Below are 22,880 nucleotides of genomic sequence, written 5' to 3' on the forward strand. Positions count from 1 at the left end.
CTCAGAAAACGGGCTGATACGGTCCCAGTTCCACCTGGACGGATTTGAGGCGCGTGTAGTGCTCGAGCGTGGTGATGCCGTTTTCGCGGCCCACGCCCGACTGCTTGTAGCCGCCCACGGGCATTTCGGCGGGCGACTCGCCCCACGTGTTGATCCAGCAAATGCCGGCTTCGAGCCGATGAATGACGCGGTGCGCGCGAGCGAGGCTTTCGGTCACGACGCCGGCGGCCAGACCGTACAGCGATTCGTTGGCGCGTGCGATCACTTCGGCTTCGTTAGCGAAGGCGAGAATGCTCATCACCGGGCCGAAGATCTCCTCCTGCACGATGCGCATGTCGTCGCGGCAACCGGAAAATACGGTGGGCTGCACGTACTGCCCGTGCGCGAAACCGCCCTGCGTGAGGCGCGCGCCGCCCGCGATCAGCCGCGCGCCTTCGCGCTTGCCGCTTTCGATATAGCCGAGCACCTTGTCGAGCTGCGCGGCGCTCGCGAGCGGTCCGAAGTTGGTGGCGGGATCGGTGGGGTTGCCTACGCGGATGCGCTTCACGCGTTCGAGCACCCGCGCCTCGAATGCGGCAATCACCGATTGATGGACGAACACGCGCGTGCCGTTGGTGCACACCTGGCCGGCGCTGAAGAAGTTGGCGGTCACGGCGATATCGGCGGCGCGCTCGAGGTCGGCGTCTTCGAAGACGATGAGCGGCGACTTGCCGCCCAGTTCCATTGTGACTTCCTTGAGCGTGGAACCGCCCGCGGCCGCCATGACCTTCTTGCCCGTTTCGACGCCGCCCGTAAACGAAATCTTCTCGATACCGGGATGCACGCTCAGCATGGCGCCCACGCGGCCGTCGCCATGGACCACGTTGAACACGCCGGGCGGCACGCCTGCCTCGATATAGATCTCCGCGAGTTTCGTGGCCGAAAGCGGGGTGATCTCGCTCGGCTTGAAGATCATCGCGTTGCCGGCGGCAAGCGCGGGCGCCGATTTCCAGCAGGCGATCTGCAACGGATAGTTCCATGCGCCGATGCCCGCCGTGACGCCCAGCGGCTCGCGCCGCGTGTAGACGAACGAGCTCTCGCGCAGCGGGATCTGCTGGCCCTCGAGCGCGGGTGCGAGGCCCGCGTAGTACTCGATCACGTCGGCGCCCGTGGCGATGTCCACACTGCGCGTTTCGGCGATGGGCTTGCCCGTGTCGCGGGTTTCGAGCGCCGCGAGTTCGTCGTTGCGCTCGCGCAGCAGCTCGACCGCGCGCCGCAGCACGCGCGAGCGCTGCATGGCCGTCATGGCGGCCCACACGCGCTGGCCGGCTCGCGCCGATTGAACGGCGCGGTCGATGTCGGCGGCGCTCGCTTGCTGCACCGTGGCGAGCCTGGCGCAGGTGGCGGGATCGTAGGTGTCGAACGTCTCGCCGCTGGTGGCGTCGCGATAGGCGCCGCCGATGAAGAGGCGTTGCAGGGGAAAGAGGGACATCGCTTGGCTCCGGGCCGGGTTATTTGGCCGACTTGCCTGAGCGCGGCTTGGCGCGCGCCTCGAGCAGCAGGTCGATGTAGTCGTTGGCCACGCGCAGCGCGGCCTTCGTGTCGAACGGTTCGCCCGTGAGCGCGCCGCGCAGCCAGAGGCCGTCGATCAGGGCGGCGAGTCCGCTTGCGGCGCGCCGCGCCGCAGCGCCTGGCAACACCTTCTCGAACTCCGCGCAGAGGTTCGAATGGAGCCGCCGCGTGTTGACGCGCTGCAGCCGCCGCAGCGCGGGCTGATGCATGCTCTCGGTCCAGAACGCGAGCCACGTCTTCATGACGGGCGCGTTCACCTGCGAGACGTCGAAATTGGCCGCGACGATGGCGCGCAAGCGCGCGCGCGGTTCGTCTTTCGCGGCGAGGCGACGCCGCACCGTGGCCTCCCAGAGGTCGTGCAGCACGTGACGCATGGTGGCTTCGAGCAGACCGTCCTTGCCGCCGAAATAGTGACTGACGATGCCCGTGGAAATCTTCGCGTGTTGCGCGACCGTGGCGAGCGTCGTGCCGGAGAGACCCGACTCGTCGATCGATTGCAGGGTGGCGTCGATGAGTTGCGCGCGGCGCACGTCGCGCATTCCGATCTTGGGCATGGTCATTCCGGACGATTCGGGGAGGTTTCCACTCTAGGTATTTTTTATTGAATGTTCAATCAATAAAAACGTAGAAATGGCGGGATCGACGGATTTTACAAAGTCCGCGTCGGATTATCGATGATGGCGTCTCCGGAACCCCCACGAAGCCCGGCCAGATAACGGGTTGCGCCTGTTTTACAGGGGTTTTTCTGCCGCTGGCGTGTCGCGTTAGCGCCAGCGCGTGTCGTGTCTGCGCAAGTCGGGCGAGATTTGGACTTGTACGTTTTGATCCACCGCGCAAGGCGCCATGCGTTCCCGGCGCGGCCCGACAACCTGTATCGCCAGACCAGAGAGACCCGACACCATGAGAAAACTGAATGCGGTGGCACTGAGCGGCATTGCGGCGGCATTGAGCGCTGTTTCGACCGCAAGCCACGCCCAAAGCAGCGTCACCCTGTACGGGATCGTCGACGCGGGCGTGACCTACGTGAGCAATGCGGGCGGCTCGCATCAAGTGAAGTTCGACGATGGCATTGCGCAGGCGAACCGCTGGGGTCTCAAGGGCACCGAGGACCTCGGCGGCGGCCTGAAAGCCGTGTTCCAGCTGGAAAGCGGCTTTCACCTCGGCAACGGACAGCTCGCCAACGGCGGCTCGCTTTTCGGCCGTCTGGCTTATGTCGGACTCCAGAACGATTGGGGCACGCTCACGTTCGGCAATCAGGCCGACATGACGCAGGAGTTCGTCTACCTCTACAACGTCACGGCGTGGGCGAGCGGCTACGCGATCAACCAGGGCGACTTCGACCGCATGAACGGCGACCATCTGCCGAACGCCGTGAAATTCATGTCGAACACGTTCGGCGGATTCCAGTTCGGCGGCATGTACTCGTTCAGCAACACGCCCGGCGACTTCCACACCGGCAGCGCCTGGAGCGTGGGCGCGCAGTACCAGAACGGCCCGTTCGCGATGGGCACCGCCTACACACAGCTGAACAACCCGTCGGGCATTTACGCGTTCGACCCGTACAACATGATCGGCGTGCGCACGTTCTTCGGCAGGCCGACCGTCAGCGTCGACCCTGCTACGGGCGCGGTGAGCTCGCTCTATTCGGAGACACCGTTCCCCGTGGACAAGCAGGCCACCTTCGGCGCGGGCGCGAGCTACGCCATCGGCGACGTCACGCTCATGGGCGCTTTCACGTACACGCAGATCAAGGCGTTCGGCCAGAGCGAGCACATGCAGGTGGGCGAGGGCGGCGCGAACTGGCAGGTGACGCCCGCGTTCAGCGTGGCGGGCGGCTACCAGTACACCCACTTCGACGGCCATCACTGGAACCAGATTTCGGCGGGGCTGCATTACCTGCTTTCGAAAACCACGGACGTCTATCTCTCGGGCGACTGGCTCAAGGCCTCGCAGGGTGTGGATGCAGTGATCGGCTACAGCTTCACGCCGTCTTCCACCACGACGCAGGCCGACGTGCGTATTGGCTTGCGCCACTCGTTCTGAGCGGGCGGAGAGCGTTTCTTCGCCGCAAACACCTCGGGAAAACCCGCGGTAAAGGCCATGCGTTGCGCCCGCCAGGGTCGGCGCAAGCCCCCGCTGGCGCGGCCGTCCAACGGCGATGGCGTTTTTGTTCTATCGGCTGCCATGGCCTCTTTGGTCTACTTGTACCCAAGCTCATCCATGCGCTCAGCGCGAAGGGAAGTCAGATGAACGTCAGCGTTTTCGACCTGTTCAAGATCGGAATCGGTCCGTCCAGTTCGCATACGGTCGGCCCGATGGTCGCCGCGTGCCGTTTCGCGTCCCACGTCGAGGACGCCAATCTGCTCGCCTTTGTACGCCGCGTCAAAGTCGAGCTGTACGGCTCGCTCGGCGCGACGGGCAAGGGTCACGGCACCGACAAGGCCGTGCTGCTCGGCCTCGAAGGCAACTTGCCCGACTCGGTCGATCCCGACCAGATCGAGCCGCGCCTCGCCGCCATTCGCCGCGAGAAGACGCTCGTGCTGCTCGGCAAGCAGACCATCCACTTCGACGAAAAGGAGTGCGTCGGCTTCTTTCGCAAGACGATGGGCGGCGCCAGTACGCTGCACCCGAACGGCATGCGCTTTCAGGCCTTCGACGAAAACGGGCAGCTGCTCGTCGAAAAAGAGTACTACTCGGTGGGCGGCGGTTTTGTCGTGAACCGCGACGGCGATCGCGTGAACGGCGTGCGCAGCGGTCGCGACGTGCCGTATCCGTTCCGTACCGGCGACGACCTGCTGCGCGTGTGCAACGAGAGCGGCCGCTCGATCGCAGAAGTCACCTTTGCGAACGAGTGCGCGGCACGCTCGCCGGAAAACGTGCGCGAAGGGCTGCTCGTGATCTGGCGCGCGATGGCCGCCTGCGTGGAGCGCGGCTGCAAGATGCACGGCGAGCTGCCCGGCCCGATGCAGGTGAAGCGCCGCGCAGCCGATCTTTCGGTGCATCTGCGTTCACGCTCCGAGGAGTCGCTGCGCGATCCGCTCTCCATGCTCGACTGGGTCAATCTCTACGCCATGGCCGTGAACGAAGAGAACGCGGCGGGCGGCCGCGTCGTCACGGCGCCCACGAACGGCGCGGCGGGCGTGATTCCCGCGGTGCTGCACTACTACGTGAAGTTCGTCGCGGGCGCAAACGAAGACGGCATTGCCGACTTCCTGCTCACCGCCGCGGCCATCGGCATCATCTACAAGGAAACCGCGTCGATCTCGGGCGCGGAAGTGGGCTGCCAGGGCGAGGTGGGCGTGGCCTGCTCGATGGCCGCTGCCGCGCTCGCCGCCGTCATGGGCGGTACGCCGCGCCAGGTGGAAAACGCCGCCGAAATCGGCATGGAGCACAACCTCGGCATGACCTGCGACCCCGTGGGCGGCCTCGTGCAGATTCCGTGCATCGAGCGCAACGCAATGGGCGCAATCAAGGCGATCAATGCCGCGCGCATGGCGCTCAAGGGCAACGGCGAGCATTACGTCACGCTCGACAACGTCATCAAGACGATGCGTGAAACGGGTGCCGACATGAAGACGAAATACAAGGAGACGTCGCGCGGTGGTCTCGCCGTGAACGTCATCGAGTGCTAACGGAAGCTAATGGTAACGCGCAACAAGGGGTCCGCGAGATGAGCCGCTATTCGATATTCAGTCTGTTCCGCAACGGGTTGTCGTATCACGAGAACTGGGAGCGACAGTGGAGAAGCCCGGAGCCGAAGAAGGAGTACGACGTGGTGATCGTCGGCGGCGGCGGGCATGGTCTCGCAACGGCCTACTATCTCGCGAAAGAGCACGGCGTGAAGAACGTCGCGATTCTGGAGAAAGGCTGGATCGGCGGCGGCAACACGGCGCGCAACACGACCATCGTGCGCTCGAACTATCTGTGGGACGAGTCGGCGGCGCTCTATGAGAAAGCGATGAAGCTCTGGGAAGGGCTCTCGCAGGACCTCAACTACAACGTGATGTTCAGCCAGCGCGGCGTGATGAATCTCGCGCACACGCTGCAGGACGTGCGCGATACCGAGCGCCGCGTGAACGCGAACCGCCTGAACGGCGTGGACGCGGAATTCCTCACGCCCGAGCAGATCAAGGAAATCGAGCCGACCATCAACCTGAACAGCCGATACCCCGTGCTGGGCGCGTCGATCCAGCGCCGCGCGGGTGTGGCGCGCCACGACGCGGTGGCGTGGGGCTTCGCGCGCGGCGCGGACCAGCACGGCGTGGACATCATCCAGAACTGCCAGGTGACGGGGATTCGCCGCGACGGCGCGCGCGTGACCGGGGTGGATACGTCGAAGGGGTTCATCAAGGCGAAGAAGGTCGCCGTGGTGGCGGCGGGCAACACCACGACGCTCGCGGACATGGCCGGCGTGCGCCTGCCGCTGGAAAGTCATCCGCTGCAGGCGCTGGTGTCGGAGCCGATCAAGCCGGTTGTGAACACCGTGATCATGTCGAACGCGGTGCACGCCTATATCAGCCAGTCCGACAAGGGCGACCTCGTGATCGGCGCGGGCGTGGACCAGTACACCGGTTTTGGCCAGCGCGGCAGCTTCCACATCATCGAGGGCACGTTGCAGGCCATCGTCGAAATGTTCCCGGTGTTCTCGCGCGTGCGCATGAACCGGCAGTGGGGCGGCATCGTCGACGTTTCGCCGGACGCCTGCCCGATCATCAGCAAGACCGACGTGAAAGGTCTCTATTTCAACTGCGGCTGGGGTACCGGCGGCTTCAAGGCGACGCCGGGCTCGGGCTGGGTGTTCGCTCACACCATTGCGAAGGACGAACCGCATCCGCTCAACGCGCCGTTCTCGCTGGACCGCTTCTATACCGGCCATCTGATCGACGAGCACGGCGCAGCCGCTGTCGCACACTAGGCAACTTCGTTGCATGGGACCAGAGTAAGGCGCCGAAGCGCCAGCTCTGGTCGAGAGAGGAGATCCAGACATGTTAATCATTGAATGCCCGTGGTGCGGTCCCCGCGCCGAAATCGAGTTCACCTGCGGCGGCGAAGCCGACATTGCGCGCCCGCTCGAGACCGACAAGCTCACCGACGAGGAATGGGGCGACTACCTCTTCATGCGTCACAACCCGCGCGGCGTGCACAAGGAGCAGTGGCTGCACGCGCAGGGTTGCCGCCGCTGGTTCAAGGCGACGCGCGACACCGTCACCTACGAGATTCAGTGTTACGAGACCTTCGGCGCGGCAAACGAAGCGCAGGGCAACAAGCAAGGGAGCACGCAGCGATGAGCCAGAAGAACCGCCTCGGCGCCGGTGGGCGCGTGAACCGCGCGATTCCGCTTAACTTTACGTTCAACGGCCGCACGTACCAGGGCTTCCAGGGCGACACGCTCGCCTCGGCGCTGCTCGCCAACGACGTGCATTTCGTGGCGCGCAGCTTCAAGTACCACCGCCCGCGCGGCATCATGACTGCGGACGTGGCCGAGCCGAACGCTATCGTGCAACTGGAGCGCGGCGCCTATACGGTGCCCAATGCACGCGCGACCGAGGTCGAGTTGTACCAGGGCCTCATTGCTACGAGCGTGAACGCCGAGCCCAGCCTGGAAAACGACCGCATGGCGATCAACCAGAAGTTCTCGCGCTTTCTGCCTGCGGGCTTCTATTACAAGACCTTCATGTGGCCGCGCAAATGGTGGCCGAAATACGAGGAAAAGATTCGCGACGCCGCAGGTCTCGGCAAGGCGCCCGAAGTGCGCGACGCCGACCGCTACGACAAATGCTTCGCGCATTGCGACGTGCTCGTGATCGGCGGCGGGCCCGCCGGTCTCGCGGCCGCGCATACGGCCGGCGCAACCGGCGCGCGCGTGATCCTGGTGGACGACCAGCGCGAACTGGGCGGCAGCCTGCTGTCGTGCAAGGCCGATATCGATGGCCGCCCCGCGCTCCACTGGGTCGAGAAGATCGAGGCCGAACTCAAGCAGATGCCCGATGTGAAGATCCTGTCGCGCAGCACGGCGTTCGGCTATCAGGATCACAATCTCGTGACGGTGACGCAGCGTTTGACCGAGCATCTGCCGGTTTCCACGCGCCAGGGTACGCGCGAGCTGTTGTGGAAAATCCGCGCCAAACGCGTGATTCTCGCGACGGGTGCGCACGAGCGTCCCATCGTGTTCGGCAACAACGATCTGCCGGGCATCATGCTGGCATCGGCAGTATCGACGTATATCCATCGCTACGGCGTGCTGCCGGGCCGTAATGCGGTCGTGTTCACGAACAACGATGCGGGCTACCGTTGTGCGCTCGACCTGAAGGCGTGCGGTGCGAGCGTCACGGTCGTCGATGCGCGCACCCAGGGCAACGGCGCATTGCAGGCCGCCGCCCGCCGCCAGGGCGTGAAGGTGATGTACAACGCGGCCATCAACTGTGCGCACGGCAAGCAGCGTGTGAGTTCGGTCGATGTAGTCGGCTACACGAACGGGCAAGCCGGCGCGCAGCAGGCTACGCTCGCTTGCGATCTCGTTGCCGTGTCGGGCGGCTTCAGCCCTGTTCTGCACCTCTTTGCGCAGTCGGGCGGCAAGGCGCACTGGAGCGACGCGAAGGCGTGCTTCATGCCGGGCAAGCGCATGCAGGAGGAAGTGAGCGTTGGCGCGGCGGTGGGCGAATTCGGCCTGGCCCGCGCGCTCACACAGGGCGTGGACGGCGGCATCGACGCGGTGAAGTCGCTCGGCTTCCCGCTCAAGCGGCCCGTCGTGCCGAGGGCCGCCGAGGTCGAGGAAACGCCGCTTCAGGCGCTGTGGCTCGTGGGCAACCGCAAGGATGCGGTGCGCGGTCCGAAGCAATTCGTCGACTTCCAGAACGACGTTTCGGCCGCGGACATTCTGCTCGCGGCACGCGAAGGCTTCGAGTCGGTCGAGCACGTGAAGCGCTATACGGCCATGGGCTTCGGCACCGACCAGGGCAAGCTCGGCAATATCAACGGCATGGCGATTCTCGCCGGCGCGCTCGGCAAGACGATTCCCGAAACAGGCACGACGACGTTCCGCCCGAACTACACGCCCGTCACGTTCGGCACGTTCGCGGGGCGCGAACTGGGTGACATGCTCGACCCCATCCGCAAGACCTGCATTCACGAGTGGCACGTGCAGCATGGCGCAGAGTTCGAGGACGTGGGCAACTGGAAGCGCCCGTGGTACTACCCGAAGAGCGGGGAGAATCTGCATGCGGCCGTGAAGCGCGAGTGTCTTGCCGTGCGCAACAGCGTCGGCATTCTCGATGCATCCACGCTGGGCAAGATCGACATTCAAGGCCCCGACGCGGCAAAGCTGCTCAACTGGGTCTATACGAACCCGTGGCTCAAGCTCGAAGTGGGCAAGTGCCGTTACGGCCTGATGCTCGACGAAAACGGCATGGTGTTCGACGACGGCGTGACGGTGCGCCTCGGTGAGCAGCACTACATGATGACCACCACCACGGGCGGCGCGGCGCGCGTGCTCACGTGGCTCGAACGCTGGCTGCAGACCGAGTGGCCCGACATGAAGGTGCGTCTTGCCTCCGTCACCGACCACTGGGCGACTTTCGCCGTGGTCGGCCCGAAGAGCCGCAAGGTACTGCAGAAGGTATGCAAGGACATCGACTTCGACAATGCCGCGTTCCCGTTCATGTCGTATCGCAACGGCACGGTCGCGGGCGTGAAGTCGCGCGTCATGCGTATCAGCTTCTCGGGCGAGCTGGCCTATGAAGTGAACGTGCCGGCCAATGCGGGCCGCGCCGTATGGGAAGCGCTGATGGAAGCCGGCGCCGGGTTCGACATCACGCCGTACGGCACGGAAACAATGCACGTGCTGCGCGCGGAGAAGGGCTACATCATCGTGGGCCAGGACACGGACGGCTCGGTCACGCCTTTCGATCTTGGCATGGGCGGTCTCGTCTCGCAGACGAAGGACTTCCTCGGCCGCCGCTCGCTCAAGCGCTCGGACACCGCGAAGGAAAACCGCAAGCAGTTCGTCGGACTGCTAACCGACGACGCGCAGTACGTGCTGCCTGAAGGCGGCCAGATCGTCGCGCCCGATGCGCAAGCGCGCGCCGACGGCACGACGCCGATGATCGGCCACGTGACGTCGAGCTACTACAGTCCGATTCTCAAGCGCTCCATCGCGCTCGCGGTGGTGAAGGGCGGTTTGAACAAGATGGGTGAGCACGTGGTGATTCCCATGGCCGATGGCCGGCGGGTGAGGGCGCAGATCGCCAGCCCGATTTTCTACGACACGGAAGGAGTGCGTCAGCATGTTGAATGAAATGAAAGACCCCCTGCCGGTCGCAGAGCGCGTCGTCGGCGTGCGCCTGGAATCGCCGCTCGTCGGCGCAACGGATCTGATCAAGGCGCAGGAAGGGCGCGCCTCGAAGGCGTTCGCCATGCGCGAGCTGCCGTTCCGCGACCTCGTGAACGTGCGCGGCGAATTGAGCGACCCGGCGTTCGTCGCGGCGTTCGCAAGCGTCGTGGGCTGCGAGCCGCCGCCCGCGCCCAACACCGTCGCGCGCAGCGACCACTACGACGTGCTCTGGCTCGGACCCGACGAATGGCTCGTGCGCTCGCTCGCTGCGGTGCAAACCGGCATGCTCGAAGCGAAGCTCACCGCCGTGCTCGGCGGCGCATATGCGGCGGCCGTGGATGTGGGCAGCGGCAACACGGTGATCGAGATCGACGGCACGCGAGCGCGCGACGTGCTCTCGCGCGGCTGCCCGCTCGATCTGCATCCACGCCTCTTCAAGCCGGGTCAATGCGCGCAGAGCGTGTATTTCAAGGCTTCGATCGTGCTCATTCCCACGGGCGACGACCGCTTCGAAATGGTCGTGCGCCGCAGCTTCGCCGATTATTTCTGCCGCATCATGGTCGACGCCGCGGCGTCGGTCGCGCCATGAAGATCGTCGATGCGGCGTTCGAGCCGGCGCTCGGCGCGCTGGGCGCGATCGGTGCGCTCGGTGCTCACGACGAGCCGCGCGGACGCGGCTGGAGCGTATTCGTCGAAGCGTTGAGTGTGCCGGCGCGCATCGGCATCTACCCGCACGAGCACGGTTCCCCGCAGCCGCTCGTGATCGACGCAGAGCTGGGTTATCGATGCATGCCGCGCGAAAAGCGTGCGGCGGGCGAAGCCGGCGACTGGATCGACTACGACGGCTACTGCACGCGCCTTGCCGACTTTCTCGGGCGCAAGCCGCACACGCGGCTGCTCGAAACGCTGGTGGCGGACATGGCTGCGTTTTCGTTTCGCGAATGGCCGGCGCTGGAAACGCTCAGGCTCGCGGTGCACAAGCCGAAGATCCGGCCGGGTACTCGGCGCGTGGGCGTGGCGCTCGACTGGACACGCGCCGACTATCGGCAATGGATGCGGGCAGAAGGAGGCGGGCAGGCGTAGCAGACAAGACGCGTAGCCGAATGTCGGCGTAAAGCAAGGGCGCGTCGCTTTTTGCACATCGTCGTATGCGGCGGGCAGGCTACGCTCGAAGCATCGTTGTCTTGCGCGGCGTTTGCGCGAGGCAACGCCACTAGCAAGCAGCGTTGCGAGCTGCATCGAACAGGAGACAGCGAGATGAGCGGTAATCGAGGCGTCGTGTATCAAGGGCCGGGCAAGGTCGAGGTGCAGAAGATCGCGTATCCGAAGATGGTCGATCCGGGCGGGCGCTCGATCGGCCATGGTGTCATTTTGAAGGTGGTCAGCACGAATATCTGCGGCTCCGACCAGCATATGGTGCGCGGGCGCACGACGGCGCCCGTCGGTCTCGTGCTGGGGCACGAAATCACCGGCGAAGTGGTGGAGGTGGGCAACGACGTCGAAACGTTGAAGATCGGCGACCTGGTTTCGGTGCCGTTCAACGTGGCGTGCGGGCGCTGTGCGATGTGCCGCGAGCAGCATACCGGCGTTTGCCTGAACGTGAATCCGTCGCGCGCGGGCGGCGCTTACGGCTATGTGGACATGGGCGGCTGGATTGGCGGCCAGGCCGAATACGTACTCGTGCCGTATGCCGATTTCAACCTGCTGAAGTTCCCGGACCGCGACCAGGCCATGTCGAAGATCCGCGATCTCACGTGTCTCTCCGATATTCTACCCACGGGCTATCACGGCGCCGTCACGGCGGGCGTAAAGCCGGGATCGACCGTCTATATCGCGGGCGCGGGCCCGGTGGGGATGGCGGCGGCGGCATCGGCGCGCCTGCTCGGCGCGGCCTGCACGATTGTCGGCGACATCAATGCCGAGCGTCTTGCGCATGCGAAGGCGATGGGCTTCGAAGTGGTCGATCTTTCGAAAGATGCGACGCTCGGAGAGCAGATCGAGCAGATTCTCGGCAAACCGGAAATCGATTGCGCCGTGGATTGCGTGGGCTTCGAAGCGCACGGACATGGCGCTTCGGGCCACTCGGAGGAAGCGCCGGCCACGGTGCTCAATTCGCTGATGGAAATTACGCGGCCCGCGGGCATGATCGGCATTCCGGGGCTGTACGTGACCGACGATCCGGGCGCACGCGACGTGGCCGCGCAGCACGGCAGCCTGAGCATCCGCTTCGGCCTTGGCTGGGCCAAGTCGCATACGTTCCATACCGGGCAAACGCCAGTGCTCAAGTACAACCGCAACCTCATGCAGGCGATTTTGTTCGACCGGCTGCCGATTGCCAAGATCGTTAATGTGTCGGTTATTTCGCTTGATGAGGCGCCTGAAGGGTATAAGAAGTTCGATGGCGGGGCGCCGCGGAAGTTTGTGATTGATCCGCATGGGTTGCTGGCGGCTTGATTTTTTTGCGGTTCCTCCGCGGGTTGGTTTGTATCTTGAATTCGCGTCGGGACGCAGGCGTTGCCGACGCGAAAACAAGTTTCAGACGTGAACAGTCGCAGGCGCAAGAACCGCGGCAGGAGGCGCATCCAAACCAGAAAGCGGCGCAATCCGCTTCCGCCGTTCCCCGGTAGGCGCACTCCCAAACGCATCCCGATAGCTCTTGCTAAAGTGACAAGCGGACTGAAACCCGCAAGCCATCGTAATCTGCATAATCGACATATCGGTCTGCAGCAGCAACTCCCGCGCACGCCGCAAGCGCAGCGTCAAATAATAATGAGTCGGCGTCATGCCGAGATGCTCATGAAAGAGCCGCTGCAGCTGCCGTTGCGACATATTCGCAAGCCGCGCTAACTCCTCACGCGAAAGCGGCTCCTCGATATTGTTCTCCATGAGCGAGATCACTTCGAAGAGCGACTTGTTCGCGGACCCGAGCCGCGCGACGAGCGGCATGCGCTGCTGAGCGGACGTATCGCGCACATGCTCGACCACGAACTGCTCGGCGATCTGCGTTACGCGCGCCGTCCCCACGCGCGCCGTGATGAGGTGCAGCATCATGTCGAGCGGGGCGACGCCGCCGGTGCAGGTCACGCGGTCGCGGTCGATGACGAAGAGCTCCTTGAGAAAACGCGTGGACGGAAACTCCTCTTTCAGCGCCGACATGTTCTCCCAGTGAATCGCACAAGCATACCCGGCTAGCAGCCCGGACTTCGCAAGCGCATAGGTTCCCGTGCAAAGACTCCCAAGCGCAACCCCCATGCGCGCGAAGCGGCGCAGCGCAGCGAGATGGGCGGGCGTGGTGGCGCGCTGCACGTCGATACCGCCGCAGACGAACACGATATCGGGCTGCCCCACGCATTCGGCCGGACCGGTGTCGATGGAAAGCCCATTGCTCGACGCGACCGGGCCGCCCTCCGGGCTAATGATCGACCACCTGTAAAGCGGCTGCCCGCTCAGGTAGTTAGCCATACGAAGAACTTCGATGGCGTTCGTGAACGCGATCATCGTGAAGTCGGGCAGCGGCATGAAAGCGAAATGCGCTAACGACGCTGTGCGATCCGGCAGCATGGGGGACATTTCCTTGAATTCGGTTGCCTGCTGTCCAGTGCAGGCCCGGTGAGGCCGGAAAGCCGGCTACGCTACCGTAATTTTCGAATTTGGCGGGTCCAGTGTGCCATGCGGCAAAACCCTGAGTCATCTGGACAAAAAAGCCGGACGCGGGAAAAAACGAAGGGCGCGGGATTGGTGCACTGCGATGCACGATAAATAATCCGGATCGGGAAACATGGGGCACGGCGCACCGTGAGCGGGCGCGAGGCGCAGCCACTTGTGAAAATTGGACGCGGATGGCGGAAAAGGAAAAGAACGCGTCTGAATTTCGACGTTGAGCGCCAATTCGAACGACAAGAATAGAACCGTCGGTCCCCAGCCGGTCAAGCGGGTTCAAAGCCGCTCTCGAGCCAGTCGCGACGGGGCCTCCAGCATTGCAGGAAGTCCTTCATTCATCGTCACGGAAGCCCTATGTCGAACACTCAACCTTTCTTTTCGCAAACGCTCGCGCAGCGCGATTCGGCGGTTCGCAGCAGCATCCTGAAAGAACTCGAACGGCAACAGTCGCAGGTCGAAATGATCGCGTCGGAAAACATCGTGTCGCGCGCCGTTCTCGAGGCTCAGGGCTCGGTGCTGACCAACAAGTACGCCGAAGGGTATCCGGGCAAGCGCTATTACGGCGGCTGCGAGTTCGCCGACGAGGTGGAAGCGCTTGCCATCAGCCGTATCAAGCAACTGTTCAATGCCGGCTTCGCCAACGTGCAGCCGCATTCGGGCGCCCAGGCCAACGGCTCGGTCATGCTCGCGCTCGCCAAGCCGGGCGACACGGTGCTCGGCATGTCGCTCGACGCCGGCGGCCACCTCACGCACGGCGCGAAGCCAGCGCTTTCCGGCAAGTGGTTCAACGCCGTGCAGTACGGCGTGAACCGCGAAACCATGCTGATTGACTACGACCAGGTCGAGGAGCTCGCACAGCAGCACAAGCCGAGCCTCATCATCGCGGGCTTTTCTGCGTATCCGCGTGCGCTCGACTTCGCCCGCTTTCGCGCCATCGCCGATTCGGTCGGCGCGAAGCTGATGGTCGATATGGCGCATATCGCAGGCATCATCGCGGCAGGGCGTCATCAGAACCCCGTCGAGCACGCGCACGTCGTCACCTCCACCACGCACAAGACGCTGCGCGGCCCGCGCGGCGGCTTCGTGCTGACCAACGACGAGGAAATCGCCAAAAAGATCAACTCGGCCGTGTTCCCCGGCCTGCAGGGCGGCCCGCTCATGCACGTCATCGCGGGCAAGGCGGTGGCGTTCGGCGAAGCGCTCGAGCCGGGCTTCAAGACCTATATCGACAGCGTGCTCGCCAACGCGAAGGCGCTGGGCGAGGTGCTGAAGGCGGGCGGCGTCGACCTCGTGACGGGCGGCACCGACAACCATCTGCTGCTCGTCGATCTGCGGCCCAAGGGGCTCAAGGGCAATCAGGTCGAGCAGGCGCTGGAGCGCGCCGGCATCACCTGCAACAAGAACGGCATTCCGTTCGACGCCGAAAAGCCCACGGTCACTTCGGGCATTCGCCTCGGCACGCCCGCGGGCACGACGCGCGGCTTCGGCGTGGACGAATTCCGCGAGATCGGCCGCCTGATTCTGGAAGTGTTCGACGCGCTGCGCGCGCATCCCGAAGGCGACGCCGCCACCGAGCAGCGCGTGCGCCGCGAGATCTTCGCGCTGTGCGAGCGCTTCCCGATCTACACGCAAGCCTGATTCTTCACACTACCGCCTTTCAATTTCATTCGCGAGTTTCGGAGCGGCTAATGAGCACTCTGCATGACAACAGCATCATCATCGACGGCCTGAACATTTCGAAGTTCGAGCGCTCGGTGTTCGAAGACATGCGCAAGGGCGGCGTCACGGCCGTCAACTGCACGGTTTCCGTCTGGGAAGACTTTCAGAAGACTGTCGACAACATTGCGCAGATGAAGCAGCAGATTCGCGAATACAGCGAGATCCTCACGCTCGTACGCACGACCGACGACATTCTGCGCGCGAAGAAAGAGAACAAGACGGGCATTATCTTCGGCTTCCAGAACTCGTATGCGTTCGAGGACAACCTCGGTTATATCGAGGTGTTCAAGGAACTTGGCGTGAATGTCGTGCAGCTTTGCTACAACACGCAGAACCTTGTCGGCACGGGCTGCTATGAGCCGGACGGCGGGCTCTCCGGCTATGGGCGCGAAGTGATCCAGGAAATGAACCGCGTGGGGATCCTCGTCGATCTTTCGCATGTGGGCGGAAAGACTTCGTCGGACGCGATTGCATGCTCGAAGAAGCCGGTGACCTATTCGCATTGCTGCCCGGCGGGTCTCAAGGAGCATCCGCGCAACAAGACCGACGAGCAGCTGAAGGAGATTGCCGACGCGAACGGCTTCGTCGGCGTGACGATGTTCGCGCCGTTCCTCAAGAAAGGCCCTGATTCGACCGTCGAGGACTATCTCGAAGCGATCGAGTACGTGGTCGATCTGATCGGCGAGGACCGCGTGGGCATCGGCACGGATTTCACGCAAGGCTACAGCACCGAGTTCTTCGACTGGATCACACACGACAAGGGTCGCTATCGCCGCCTCACGAATTTCGGCAAGGTCGTGAACCCGGAAGGCATCCGCACGATCGGCGAATTTCCGAATCTGACCGCCGCCATGCAAAAAGCCGGCTGGAGCGAGACACGCATCAAGAAGGTCATGGGCGAGAACTGGATGCGCGTGTTCGGCGAAGTCTGGGGCGGTTGACCGCCAGGCCCGACCGTGCAACACGGAAAGGCCACCTTGAATACCTGGAAACCCTAACTAAAAACGCTCACCGAGTCATTGGAGCCCCACGAAATGCAACCGCAATTGCCGATCGATGTCGATCCCGCCACCGGCGTCTGGACCACGGACGCGCTGCCGATGCTGTACGTGCCGCGTCACTTTTTCACCAACAATCACACTGCCGTGGAAGAGGCGCTTGGCCGCGATGCGTACGCCGAGATTCTCTACAAGGCCGGCTACAAGTCGGCGTACCACTGGTGCGCAAAGGAAGCCGAAAAGCACGGCATTGCCGGCATGGCCGTGTTCGAACATTACCTGAAGCGTCTTTCGCAGCGCGGCTGGGGGCTCTTCACGATACGCGAGGCCGATCCGGCAAGCGCGCGCGCGAAGATCGAATTGCGTCATTCGTCGTTCGTGCTCGCGCAGCCCGGCAAGGAAGGCAAGCTTTGCTACATGTTCGCGGGCTGGTTCGCGGGCGCGATGGACTGGGTGAACGACGCCACGGAAGGCGGAAAGCACGCGCCGCGTTCGCAATCGAAAGAAGTGCAGTGCGCTGCCGAAGGCCACGCGCACTGCGTATTCGAAGTCTCGCCGATCGCCGCCTGAACGACCGCGCGCCTCCGTAACACAGGACATACCGAAAGACACGAACGCCAGAGGTCGTCAGCGATGCGCTACCCCAATCTGTTCAAACCCTTGACGCTCAATCAGCTCACGCTGCGCAACCGCATCGTCAGCACGGCCCACGCCGAGGTCTACGCGGAACCGGGCGGCTTGCCGGGCGACCGCTACATCCGCTATTACGAAGAAAAGGCCAAGGGCGGCGTGGGCCTCGCCGTATGCGGCGGCTCGAGCCCGGTGTCGATCGACAGCCCGCAGGGCTGGTGGAAGTCGGTGAACCTCGCCACCGACAAGATCATCGATCCGCTCGCGCGTCTGGCCGAGGCGATGCACCGCCATGGCGCGAAGATCATGATTCAGGCCACGCACATGGGCCGCCGCTCCGCCTTTCATGGCGAGCACTGGCCGCATTTGATGTCGCCTTCGGGCGTGCGCGAGCCCGTGCACCGCGGCAACGCGAAGATCATCGAGGTGGAGGAGATCCGCCGCATCATCGGCGACTTTGCGGCGGCGGCAAAGCGCGTGAAGGACGCCGGCATGGACGGCATCGAAATCTCCGCCGCGCACCAGCATCTGATCGACCAGTTCTGGAGCCCGCGCACGAACTTTCGCACCGACGAATGGGGCGGCTCGCTCGAAAATCGTCTGCGCTTCGGCGTGGAAGTGCTCAAGGCCGTGCGCGAAGCGGTGGGCAAGGACTTTTGCGTCGGCTTGCGCATGTGCGGCGACGAATTCCACGAAGACGGCCTCGATCACGAGCAGCTCAAGGAAATCGCGCAGGCGATGTCGGAAACGGGGCTCATCGATTATCTCGGCGTGATCGGCTCCGGCGCGGATACGCACAACACGCTCGCGAACTGCATGCCGCCCATGGCGCTGCCGCCGGAGCCGTTCGTGCATCTCGCGGCGGGCATCAAGTCGGTGGTCAAGCTGCCGGTCATGCACGCGCAGAGCATTCGCGACGCGGGCCAGGCCGAGCGTCTGCTGGCGAGCGGCATGGTCGATCTCGTGGGCATGACGCGCGCGCAGATCGCCGACCCCCACATGGTCATCAAGATTCGCGATGGCCGCGAGGATGAGATCAAGCAGTGCGTGGGCGCGAACTATTGCATCGACCGCCAGTACAACGGGCTCGACGTGCTGTGCGTGCAGAACGCGGCAACCTCGCGCGAAGCGACCATGCCGCACGTCATCGAAAAATCGCGCGGGCCGAAGCGCAAGGTCGTGGTGGTCGGCGCGGGCCCGGCGGGCCTGGAGGCTGCACGCGTGGCGCGGCTGCGCGGCCACGATGTCGTGCTGTTCGAAAAGAGCGACGCCGTGGGCGGCCAGATTCTGCTGGCTGCGAAAGCGCCGCAGCGCGAGCAGATGGCGGGCATCGTGCGCTGGTTCGACATGGAGACGAAACGCCTTGGCGTGGATCGCCGCCTTGGCGTGACGGCCGACGAGAAAACCATTCTTGCGGAGAAGCCCGACGTCGTCGTGCTCGCCACGGGCGGGTCGAGCTTCACGCAGCAGGTTCCGGCCTGGGGCGTGGAAGCGGGGCTCGCCGTGAGCGCATGGGACATCCTGAGCGGAAAGGTCGAGCCGAAGCAGAACGTGCTTGTCTACGACGGCGTGAGCACGCATGCGGGCGCCGGCGTTGCCGATTTCATTTCGAGCCGTGGCTCGAAGGTCGAGATCGTGACACCCGACGTGAAGGTTGCCGACGACGTGGGCGGCACCACGTTCCCGATCTTCTATCGCCGGCTCTATGCGCAGGGCGTGATTCACACGCCGAATTACTGGCTCGACCGTGTGTATGAAGAAGACGGCAAGAAGATCGCCGTGCTGCGCAACGAGTACACGGAGGAACAGGAAGAGCGCGCCGTCGATCAGGTGGTGATCGAAAATGGCAGCACGCCCAACGACGCCCTGTACTGGACGCTCAAGCCCGAATCGGTCAACCGCGGGCAGGTGGACGTGCACAAGCTCTTCGCGGCCGAGGCGCAGCCGTGCCTTGCCGAAGAACTCGGCAACGGCCGCTTCCTGCTCTTCCGCGTGGGCGACTGTATTTCCTTGCATAACATTCACGGCGCGATTTACGACGCGCTGCGGCTCGCCAAGGACTTCTGAACCATGAACCCGACCTGGCTCATTACCGCGCTGCTGTGGGTGTCGATGGCGGGGCTCGCGTTCGCACTCGCGAAGCGTGCCGCTTTCTGGCGGGTGGGGCGCGCGGCTGCGCCCGGCTCCGTCGGCGTCGGCAAGCTGTTCAGTATCCCGAAGCGTTATTTCGTCGATCTGCACCACGTGGTGGCGCGCGACCCGTACATCGCCAAAACGCACGTCGCCACCGCGGGTGGCGCCATCGCGGCGCTCGCACTCGTGTTCATCAACTACGGGTTCGCGATCTACTCGCCGTGGCTCGACAAGCTGATCTTTCTCGCGGCGCTCGCCATGCTGACCGGCGTGGTGTTCGTGTGGCGGCGCCGCCACGCGAAAGCGGTGCCGGCGCGTCTCTCGCGCGGGCCCTGGAATACGTTGCCCTGGCTGCTCGGTTCGTTCGCGCTGGGCGTGGCGCTCTTCACGGTCGTGCCGGCAGGCGCCATGTCGGGCGGCTTCGCGGTACTTTGCGCGGGGCTGATCGCAGTGGGCGCGTTCGCGATGACGTTCGGCGCAGCGCGCGGCGGCCCGATGAAGCATGCCGTGGCGGGCCTGTTGCACCTCGCGTTCCATCCGCGCCAGGAGCGCTTTGCGGCCACGCGCGAGAGTTGGACCGGCAACGGCACGGCTACGCCGCCCACGGCGCTGAAGCTCCCCGACATCGAAGAGAAGCAGGAATACGGCGTGGCGAAACCCGTCGAGTTTCGCTGGAACCAGCTGCTGAGCTTCGACGCCTGCGTGCAGTGCGGCAAATGCGAGGCCGCGTGCCCGGCGTTCGCCTCCGGCCAGCCGCTCAACCCCAAGAAGCTGATTCAGGATCTCGTGGTCGGCATGGCGGGCGGCACCGATGCGGCCTATGCGGGCAGCCCCACGCCCGGCATCAAGGTCGGTCAACATGGCGGCGCGCCGCATGGGCCGATCGTTTCGGGCCTGATCGAAGCGCAAACGCTGTGGTCCTGCACCACCTGCCGCGCCTGCGTGCAGGAGTGCCCGATGCTGATCGAGCACGTGGATGCCATCGTCGATATGCGCCGCAACCAGACGCTGGTGCACGGCGAAGTGCCGGGCAAAGGCCCCGAGGTGCTTGCGAATCTGCGCGAGACGGGTACCGCGGGCGGCTACGACAAGGCGGCGCGCTACGACTGGTCGGTCGATCTCAACGCGCCTGTGGCGCAGCCGGGCAAGCGCGTGGACATACTCGTGGTGGCGGGCGAGGGTGCGTTCGACATGCGCTATCAGCGCACGCTGCGCGCGCTCGTGAAGGTGCTCAACAAGGCGGGCGTGAACTACGCGGTGCTGGGCGCGCGGGAAACCGACACGGGCGACGTGGCGCGCCGCCTCGGCGACGAAGCCACTTTCCAGCAGATGGCCAGGGAGATGATGGCGACGCTCGCCACGCTGGACTTCGCGCGTATCGTGACTGCCGATCCGCACGTCATGCACAGCCTGCGCAACGAGTACCGCGCGCTTGGCGGGCGTTACGAAGTGCTGCATCACACCACTTACCTCGCGGAACTCGCCGCGACCGGGCGCATCGCACCCAAGGCCGTGCAGGCGCTCACGGAAAAGCGCACGACGTATCACGATCCCTGCTACCTGGGCCGCTATAACGGCGAGACCGAAGCGCCGCGCAAGCTGCTCAAGACCATTGGCATCAAGGTCGTGGAGATGGACCGCAACGGCATGCGCGCACGCTGCTGCGGCGGTGGCGGCGGTGCGCCGCTCACCGATATCCCGGGCAAGCAGCGCATTCCCGACATCCGCATCGCCGACGCGCGCGCAGTCAATGCGGAGGTGGTCGCCGTGGCCTGCCCGCAGTGCACGGCGATGCTCGAAGGCGTGGTCGGCCCGCGGCCCGAAGTGCTCGACGTGGCCGAACTCGTGGCCGCCTCGCTGGAGTGAATCGATGAATACCCTTAAACGAATCGATCCGCGCCGCCCCTTCGTCGTCACGGCGGCGGGCCTCAAGCGCATCACGCTGGGGGCGGAGGGCAGCGCGGACGCGAGCGCCGCGCAATGGCTCGCGCAGCACGCGCACGCAAGCGCAGCGAAGCCACGCCGCGTGATGAGCCATCCAGATCATGTTCTGCTCGTGGTCGCGCACGCCGAACGCGGCGCGCTCGACGATCACGCGTGCCAGGCCGTTGCCGCCGCCGCACTGCTCGCCGATGCGCAAACCGAAGTGGCGTTGCTGGTGTTCGGTGAGCTGAAGGACGATGCCGGGGCGCTCGGCGTGGACAAGCTGATCGAACTGCCCGGGTTCGAGCGCCGCACGTTCGCGCCTGAAAGCGCGTTGCGCGCGCTGCAGGCCTGCGCGGCGGCGCTTGCGCCGAAGCACGTATTCCTGCCCGACAACGCCAGCGGCGACGGCGACCTCGGACGCCGCTATGCGGCCGCCGCCGGTGCGAGCGTGGCGACCCATGTGGTCGAGATCGATCCGAAGCATGTGGGCGTGTATGAACAGGCGAAGCGCGCATGGGCCGTGCGCTCGCTGCCCGATGTGATCCTCCTTGCGCCGAACGCGGTCGAGGCGAAGCTACCCTTCGTCGGCGCGGGCGAACGCCTCGCGGGCGATTTCATCCGGCCGGCTACCGACCTCGCATCGCCATACCAGGACCTGGGCCTCGAATCCATCGATGCTGCACAGGTTGCGCTCGAAGAAGCCGATTTCATCGTCTCCGCAGGCAACGGCGTAACCGACATTGCGGCGTTCGGGCGGCTCGCGGGCGCATTCGGCGCTGCCATCGGCGCGAGCCGCGTGGCGGTGGACAACGGCCACTTCACGCGCGACAAGCAGGTGGGCGCAACAGGCAAGACGGTCGAGGCGAGTGTGTATATCGCGTTCGGCATTTCGGGCGCCGTGCAGCACTTGCAGGGCATCAAGGACTGCCGCCATGTGATCGCCGTGAATCTCGACGGCAGTGCGCCGATTGCGAAGCGCGCGAACCTGACCGTGGTCGGCGACGCGCAAGGCACGATCGCCGCGCTGATCGAGCAGGTGCAAGCCGCACGCGCAAAGCCTGGCGGGGCGAGCGCCGTACGTGACGAAACGCATTCCGCAGGAGTCGCCGCATGAACGCACGCCATGATCCTCAACGCGGCATCGAGCGCATTGCCGTGCTCGTTTCGGCGGGGCGTCACCCCGTGAGCGGCACGCCGCGCTACAGCCGCAACGATGCGCTCGCGCTCGAGCTCGCGCGAACGCTGGCCGAACGGCATCACGCGCGTCTCGACGTGCTGCACGCAGGCGACGCCGCCGACCCCGCGCTCGCCGAATACCTCGCGCTAGGCGCGCACGAAGTGGAGGTGCTGGCCTGCGCGCTGTCCGGCGACGCGGCGCGCATGCTCGCCGAGCGCGTGCGCGGCTACGACCTCGTGCTGACCGGCACGCGCGCCGAGGGCGCGCACGACAGCGGCATGCTGCCGTACCGTGTGGCGGCCGCGCTGGGCGCGCCGATCGTGGGCGGCGCAGTCGACATCGACGTGGACGTCGCGACGCGCGCCGCCGTGGTGCGGCAGTTCCTGCCCAAAGGCCTGCGCCGTCGCGTGCAGACCACGCTGCCCGCAGTGATCGCCGTTCATCCGCTCGCGAACGCCCAGCCCCGTTACGCCTGTGCACGGCTGCGCGCGGGCGCGGTGCGGCCCGCAAGCGCAACACGCGCGAGCGGCGCCGAATCGACCGAAGCCTGCGCATGGACGGTCGGCCCGATCGAGCGTAAACCCGTGCGGCTGGCCGCGGCGGAGAAGCGCTCGGGCCACGCGCGCATGCTTTCGGCGACCACGACCGAAAGCCGGGGCGGCAACGTCGTAATTGAAGGGAGTTCGGTCGAAAAAGCACAAGTGATCCTCGCGTATTTGCGCGAGCATCAACTCATCGATTACTGATTTTGCTGGCC

General features: G+C 64.9%; 18 protein-coding genes. 15 read left to right on the forward strand and 3 right to left on the reverse strand.

Annotated features, from left to right (window positions below):
• Window position 1 precedes the first annotated feature (1 nt).
• Window positions 2-1,471, reverse strand: a complete 1,470-nt coding sequence (gene betB, locus BHE01S_RS02670) for a betaine-aldehyde dehydrogenase (RefSeq protein WP_042260293.1) — start codon at window positions 1,469-1,471, stop codon at window positions 2-4.
• Window positions 1,472-1,490: 19 nt separating this feature from the next.
• Window positions 1,491-2,105, reverse strand: a complete 615-nt coding sequence (betI, locus tag BHE01S_RS02675) for a transcriptional regulator BetI (RefSeq protein WP_042260719.1) — start codon at window positions 2,103-2,105, stop codon at window positions 1,491-1,493.
• 346 nt (window positions 2,106-2,451) lie between these two features.
• On the opposite strand from betI, the gene BHE01S_RS02680 reads away from it, so the two are divergent.
• The 8 genes from BHE01S_RS02680 (at window position 2,452) to fdhA (ending at window position 12,334) form a co-directional block, all read left to right on the forward strand.
• Complete coding sequence (locus BHE01S_RS02680; RefSeq protein ID WP_042260295.1) at window positions 2,452-3,594, forward strand: porin; 1,143 nt, start codon at window positions 2,452-2,454, stop codon at window positions 3,592-3,594.
• A 203-nt stretch (window positions 3,595-3,797) separates the two neighbouring features.
• Entirely contained in the window at window positions 3,798-5,183 is a 1,386-nt protein-coding gene (locus tag BHE01S_RS02685) for an L-serine ammonia-lyase (protein ID WP_042260297.1), read from the forward strand.
• Between the two features lie 38 nt (window positions 5,184-5,221).
• Window positions 5,222-6,466 carry a sarcosine oxidase subunit beta family protein gene (locus BHE01S_RS02690; RefSeq protein ID WP_042260300.1) on the forward strand — a complete coding sequence of 415 codons (1,245 nt, stop codon included), beginning with the start codon at window positions 5,222-5,224 and terminating at the stop codon, window positions 6,464-6,466.
• Window positions 6,467-6,536: 70 nt separating this feature from the next.
• Complete coding sequence (locus tag BHE01S_RS02695) at window positions 6,537-6,839, forward strand: sarcosine oxidase subunit delta (RefSeq protein ID WP_042260302.1); 303 nt, start codon at window positions 6,537-6,539, stop codon at window positions 6,837-6,839.
• Complete coding sequence (locus BHE01S_RS02700; RefSeq protein WP_042260305.1) at window positions 6,836-9,844, forward strand: sarcosine oxidase subunit alpha family protein; 3,009 nt, start codon at window positions 6,836-6,838, stop codon at window positions 9,842-9,844. Before BHE01S_RS02695 ends, BHE01S_RS02700 begins: the two co-directional genes overlap by 4 nt.
• Entirely contained in the window at window positions 9,834-10,469 is a 636-nt protein-coding gene (locus BHE01S_RS02705) for a sarcosine oxidase subunit gamma (RefSeq protein WP_042260307.1), read from the forward strand. The genes BHE01S_RS02700 and BHE01S_RS02705 overlap by 11 nt, the downstream gene beginning before the upstream one ends.
• Window positions 10,466-10,963 carry a dihydroneopterin aldolase gene (locus BHE01S_RS02710; protein WP_084068498.1) on the forward strand — a complete coding sequence of 166 codons (498 nt, stop codon included), beginning with the start codon at window positions 10,466-10,468 and terminating at the stop codon, window positions 10,961-10,963. Before BHE01S_RS02705 ends, BHE01S_RS02710 begins: the two co-directional genes overlap by 4 nt.
• Window positions 10,964-11,137: 174 nt before the next feature.
• Window positions 11,138-12,334 carry a formaldehyde dehydrogenase, glutathione-independent gene (gene fdhA / locus BHE01S_RS02715; RefSeq protein WP_042260309.1) on the forward strand — a complete coding sequence of 399 codons (1,197 nt, stop codon included), beginning with the start codon at window positions 11,138-11,140 and terminating at the stop codon, window positions 12,332-12,334.
• 81 nt (window positions 12,335-12,415) lie between these two features.
• On the opposite strand, the gene BHE01S_RS02720 is transcribed toward fdhA, so the two are convergent.
• Window positions 12,416-13,441, reverse strand: coding sequence for a GlxA family transcriptional regulator (locus tag BHE01S_RS02720; protein ID WP_042260312.1), 1,026 nt, complete (start codon window positions 13,439-13,441; stop codon window positions 12,416-12,418).
• 453 nt (window positions 13,442-13,894) lie between these two features.
• On the opposite strand from BHE01S_RS02720, the gene BHE01S_RS02725 reads away from it, so the two are divergent.
• The 7 genes from BHE01S_RS02725 (at window position 13,895) to BHE01S_RS02755 (ending at window position 22,869) form a co-directional block, all read left to right on the forward strand.
• The gene (locus BHE01S_RS02725; RefSeq protein WP_042260315.1) at window positions 13,895-15,178 is read left to right on the forward strand and encodes a serine hydroxymethyltransferase; all 1,284 of its coding nucleotides are present in this window, start codon (window positions 13,895-13,897) and stop codon (window positions 15,176-15,178) included.
• A gap of 50 nt (window positions 15,179-15,228) precedes the next feature.
• A complete protein-coding gene (locus BHE01S_RS02730; RefSeq protein ID WP_042260317.1) occupies window positions 15,229-16,200 on the forward strand; it encodes a dipeptidase in 972 nt (323 codons plus the stop codon).
• A gap of 93 nt (window positions 16,201-16,293) precedes the next feature.
• On the forward strand, window positions 16,294-16,827 hold the full coding sequence (locus tag BHE01S_RS02735; RefSeq protein ID WP_042260319.1) for a DUF5943 domain-containing protein: 534 nt from the start codon (window positions 16,294-16,296) through the stop codon (window positions 16,825-16,827).
• A gap of 63 nt (window positions 16,828-16,890) precedes the next feature.
• The gene (locus tag BHE01S_RS02740; protein WP_042260321.1) at window positions 16,891-18,954 is read left to right on the forward strand and encodes an NADH:flavin oxidoreductase; all 2,064 of its coding nucleotides are present in this window, start codon (window positions 16,891-16,893) and stop codon (window positions 18,952-18,954) included.
• Window positions 18,955-18,957: 3 nt separating this feature from the next.
• Window positions 18,958-20,886, forward strand: coding sequence for a (Fe-S)-binding protein (locus tag BHE01S_RS02745; protein ID WP_042260323.1), 1,929 nt, complete (start codon window positions 18,958-18,960; stop codon window positions 20,884-20,886).
• 4 nt (window positions 20,887-20,890) lie between these two features.
• Entirely contained in the window at window positions 20,891-22,060 is a 1,170-nt protein-coding gene (locus tag BHE01S_RS02750) for an electron transfer flavoprotein subunit alpha/FixB family protein (RefSeq protein ID WP_042260325.1), read from the forward strand.
• Window positions 22,057-22,869 carry a drug:proton antiporter gene (locus BHE01S_RS02755; RefSeq protein ID WP_042260327.1) on the forward strand — a complete coding sequence of 271 codons (813 nt, stop codon included), beginning with the start codon at window positions 22,057-22,059 and terminating at the stop codon, window positions 22,867-22,869. The genes BHE01S_RS02750 and BHE01S_RS02755 overlap by 4 nt, the downstream gene beginning before the upstream one ends.
• Window positions 22,870-22,880: the final 11 nt, after the last annotated feature.

It is taken from the genome of Paraburkholderia heleia NBRC 101817, from assembly GCF_000739775.1.
Lineage (GTDB): Bacteria > Pseudomonadota > Gammaproteobacteria > Burkholderiales > Burkholderiaceae > Paraburkholderia > Paraburkholderia heleia.

Excerpts from the sequence above, each read along its gene's own strand:
- BHE01S_RS02680 (WP_042260295.1), top strand. The coding sequence starts at position 2,452 with ATGAGAAAACTGAATGCGGTGGCACTGAGCGGCATTGCGGCGGCATTG.
- BHE01S_RS02710 (WP_084068498.1), top strand. The coding sequence starts at position 10,466 with ATGAAGATCGTCGATGCGGCGTTCGAGCCGGCGCTCGGCGCGCTGGGC.
- BHE01S_RS02750 (WP_042260325.1), top strand. The coding sequence starts at position 20,891 with ATGAATACCCTTAAACGAATCGATCCGCGCCGCCCCTTCGTCGTCACG.
- BHE01S_RS02730 (WP_042260317.1), top strand. The coding sequence starts at position 15,229 with ATGAGCACTCTGCATGACAACAGCATCATCATCGACGGCCTGAACATT.
- BHE01S_RS02690 (WP_042260300.1), top strand. The coding sequence starts at position 5,222 with ATGAGCCGCTATTCGATATTCAGTCTGTTCCGCAACGGGTTGTCGTAT.
- BHE01S_RS02705 (WP_042260307.1), top strand. The coding sequence starts at position 9,834 with ATGTTGAATGAAATGAAAGACCCCCTGCCGGTCGCAGAGCGCGTCGTC.
- betB (WP_042260293.1), bottom strand. The coding sequence starts at position 1,471 with ATGTCCCTCTTTCCCCTGCAACGCCTCTTCATCGGCGGCGCCTATCGC.
- BHE01S_RS02700 (WP_042260305.1), top strand. The coding sequence starts at position 6,836 with ATGAGCCAGAAGAACCGCCTCGGCGCCGGTGGGCGCGTGAACCGCGCG.
- BHE01S_RS02685 (WP_042260297.1), top strand. The coding sequence starts at position 3,798 with ATGAACGTCAGCGTTTTCGACCTGTTCAAGATCGGAATCGGTCCGTCC.
- BHE01S_RS02725 (WP_042260315.1), top strand. The coding sequence starts at position 13,895 with ATGTCGAACACTCAACCTTTCTTTTCGCAAACGCTCGCGCAGCGCGAT.
- BHE01S_RS02735 (WP_042260319.1), top strand. The coding sequence starts at position 16,294 with ATGCAACCGCAATTGCCGATCGATGTCGATCCCGCCACCGGCGTCTGG.
- BHE01S_RS02740 (WP_042260321.1), top strand. The coding sequence starts at position 16,891 with ATGCGCTACCCCAATCTGTTCAAACCCTTGACGCTCAATCAGCTCACG.
- betI (WP_042260719.1), bottom strand. The coding sequence starts at position 2,105 with ATGCCCAAGATCGGAATGCGCGACGTGCGCCGCGCGCAACTCATCGAC.
- BHE01S_RS02695 (WP_042260302.1), top strand. The coding sequence starts at position 6,537 with ATGTTAATCATTGAATGCCCGTGGTGCGGTCCCCGCGCCGAAATCGAG.
- BHE01S_RS02745 (WP_042260323.1), top strand. The coding sequence starts at position 18,958 with ATGAACCCGACCTGGCTCATTACCGCGCTGCTGTGGGTGTCGATGGCG.
- BHE01S_RS02755 (WP_042260327.1), top strand. The coding sequence starts at position 22,057 with ATGAACGCACGCCATGATCCTCAACGCGGCATCGAGCGCATTGCCGTG.
- BHE01S_RS02720 (WP_042260312.1), bottom strand. The coding sequence starts at position 13,441 with ATGCTGCCGGATCGCACAGCGTCGTTAGCGCATTTCGCTTTCATGCCG.
- fdhA (WP_042260309.1), top strand. The coding sequence starts at position 11,138 with ATGAGCGGTAATCGAGGCGTCGTGTATCAAGGGCCGGGCAAGGTCGAG.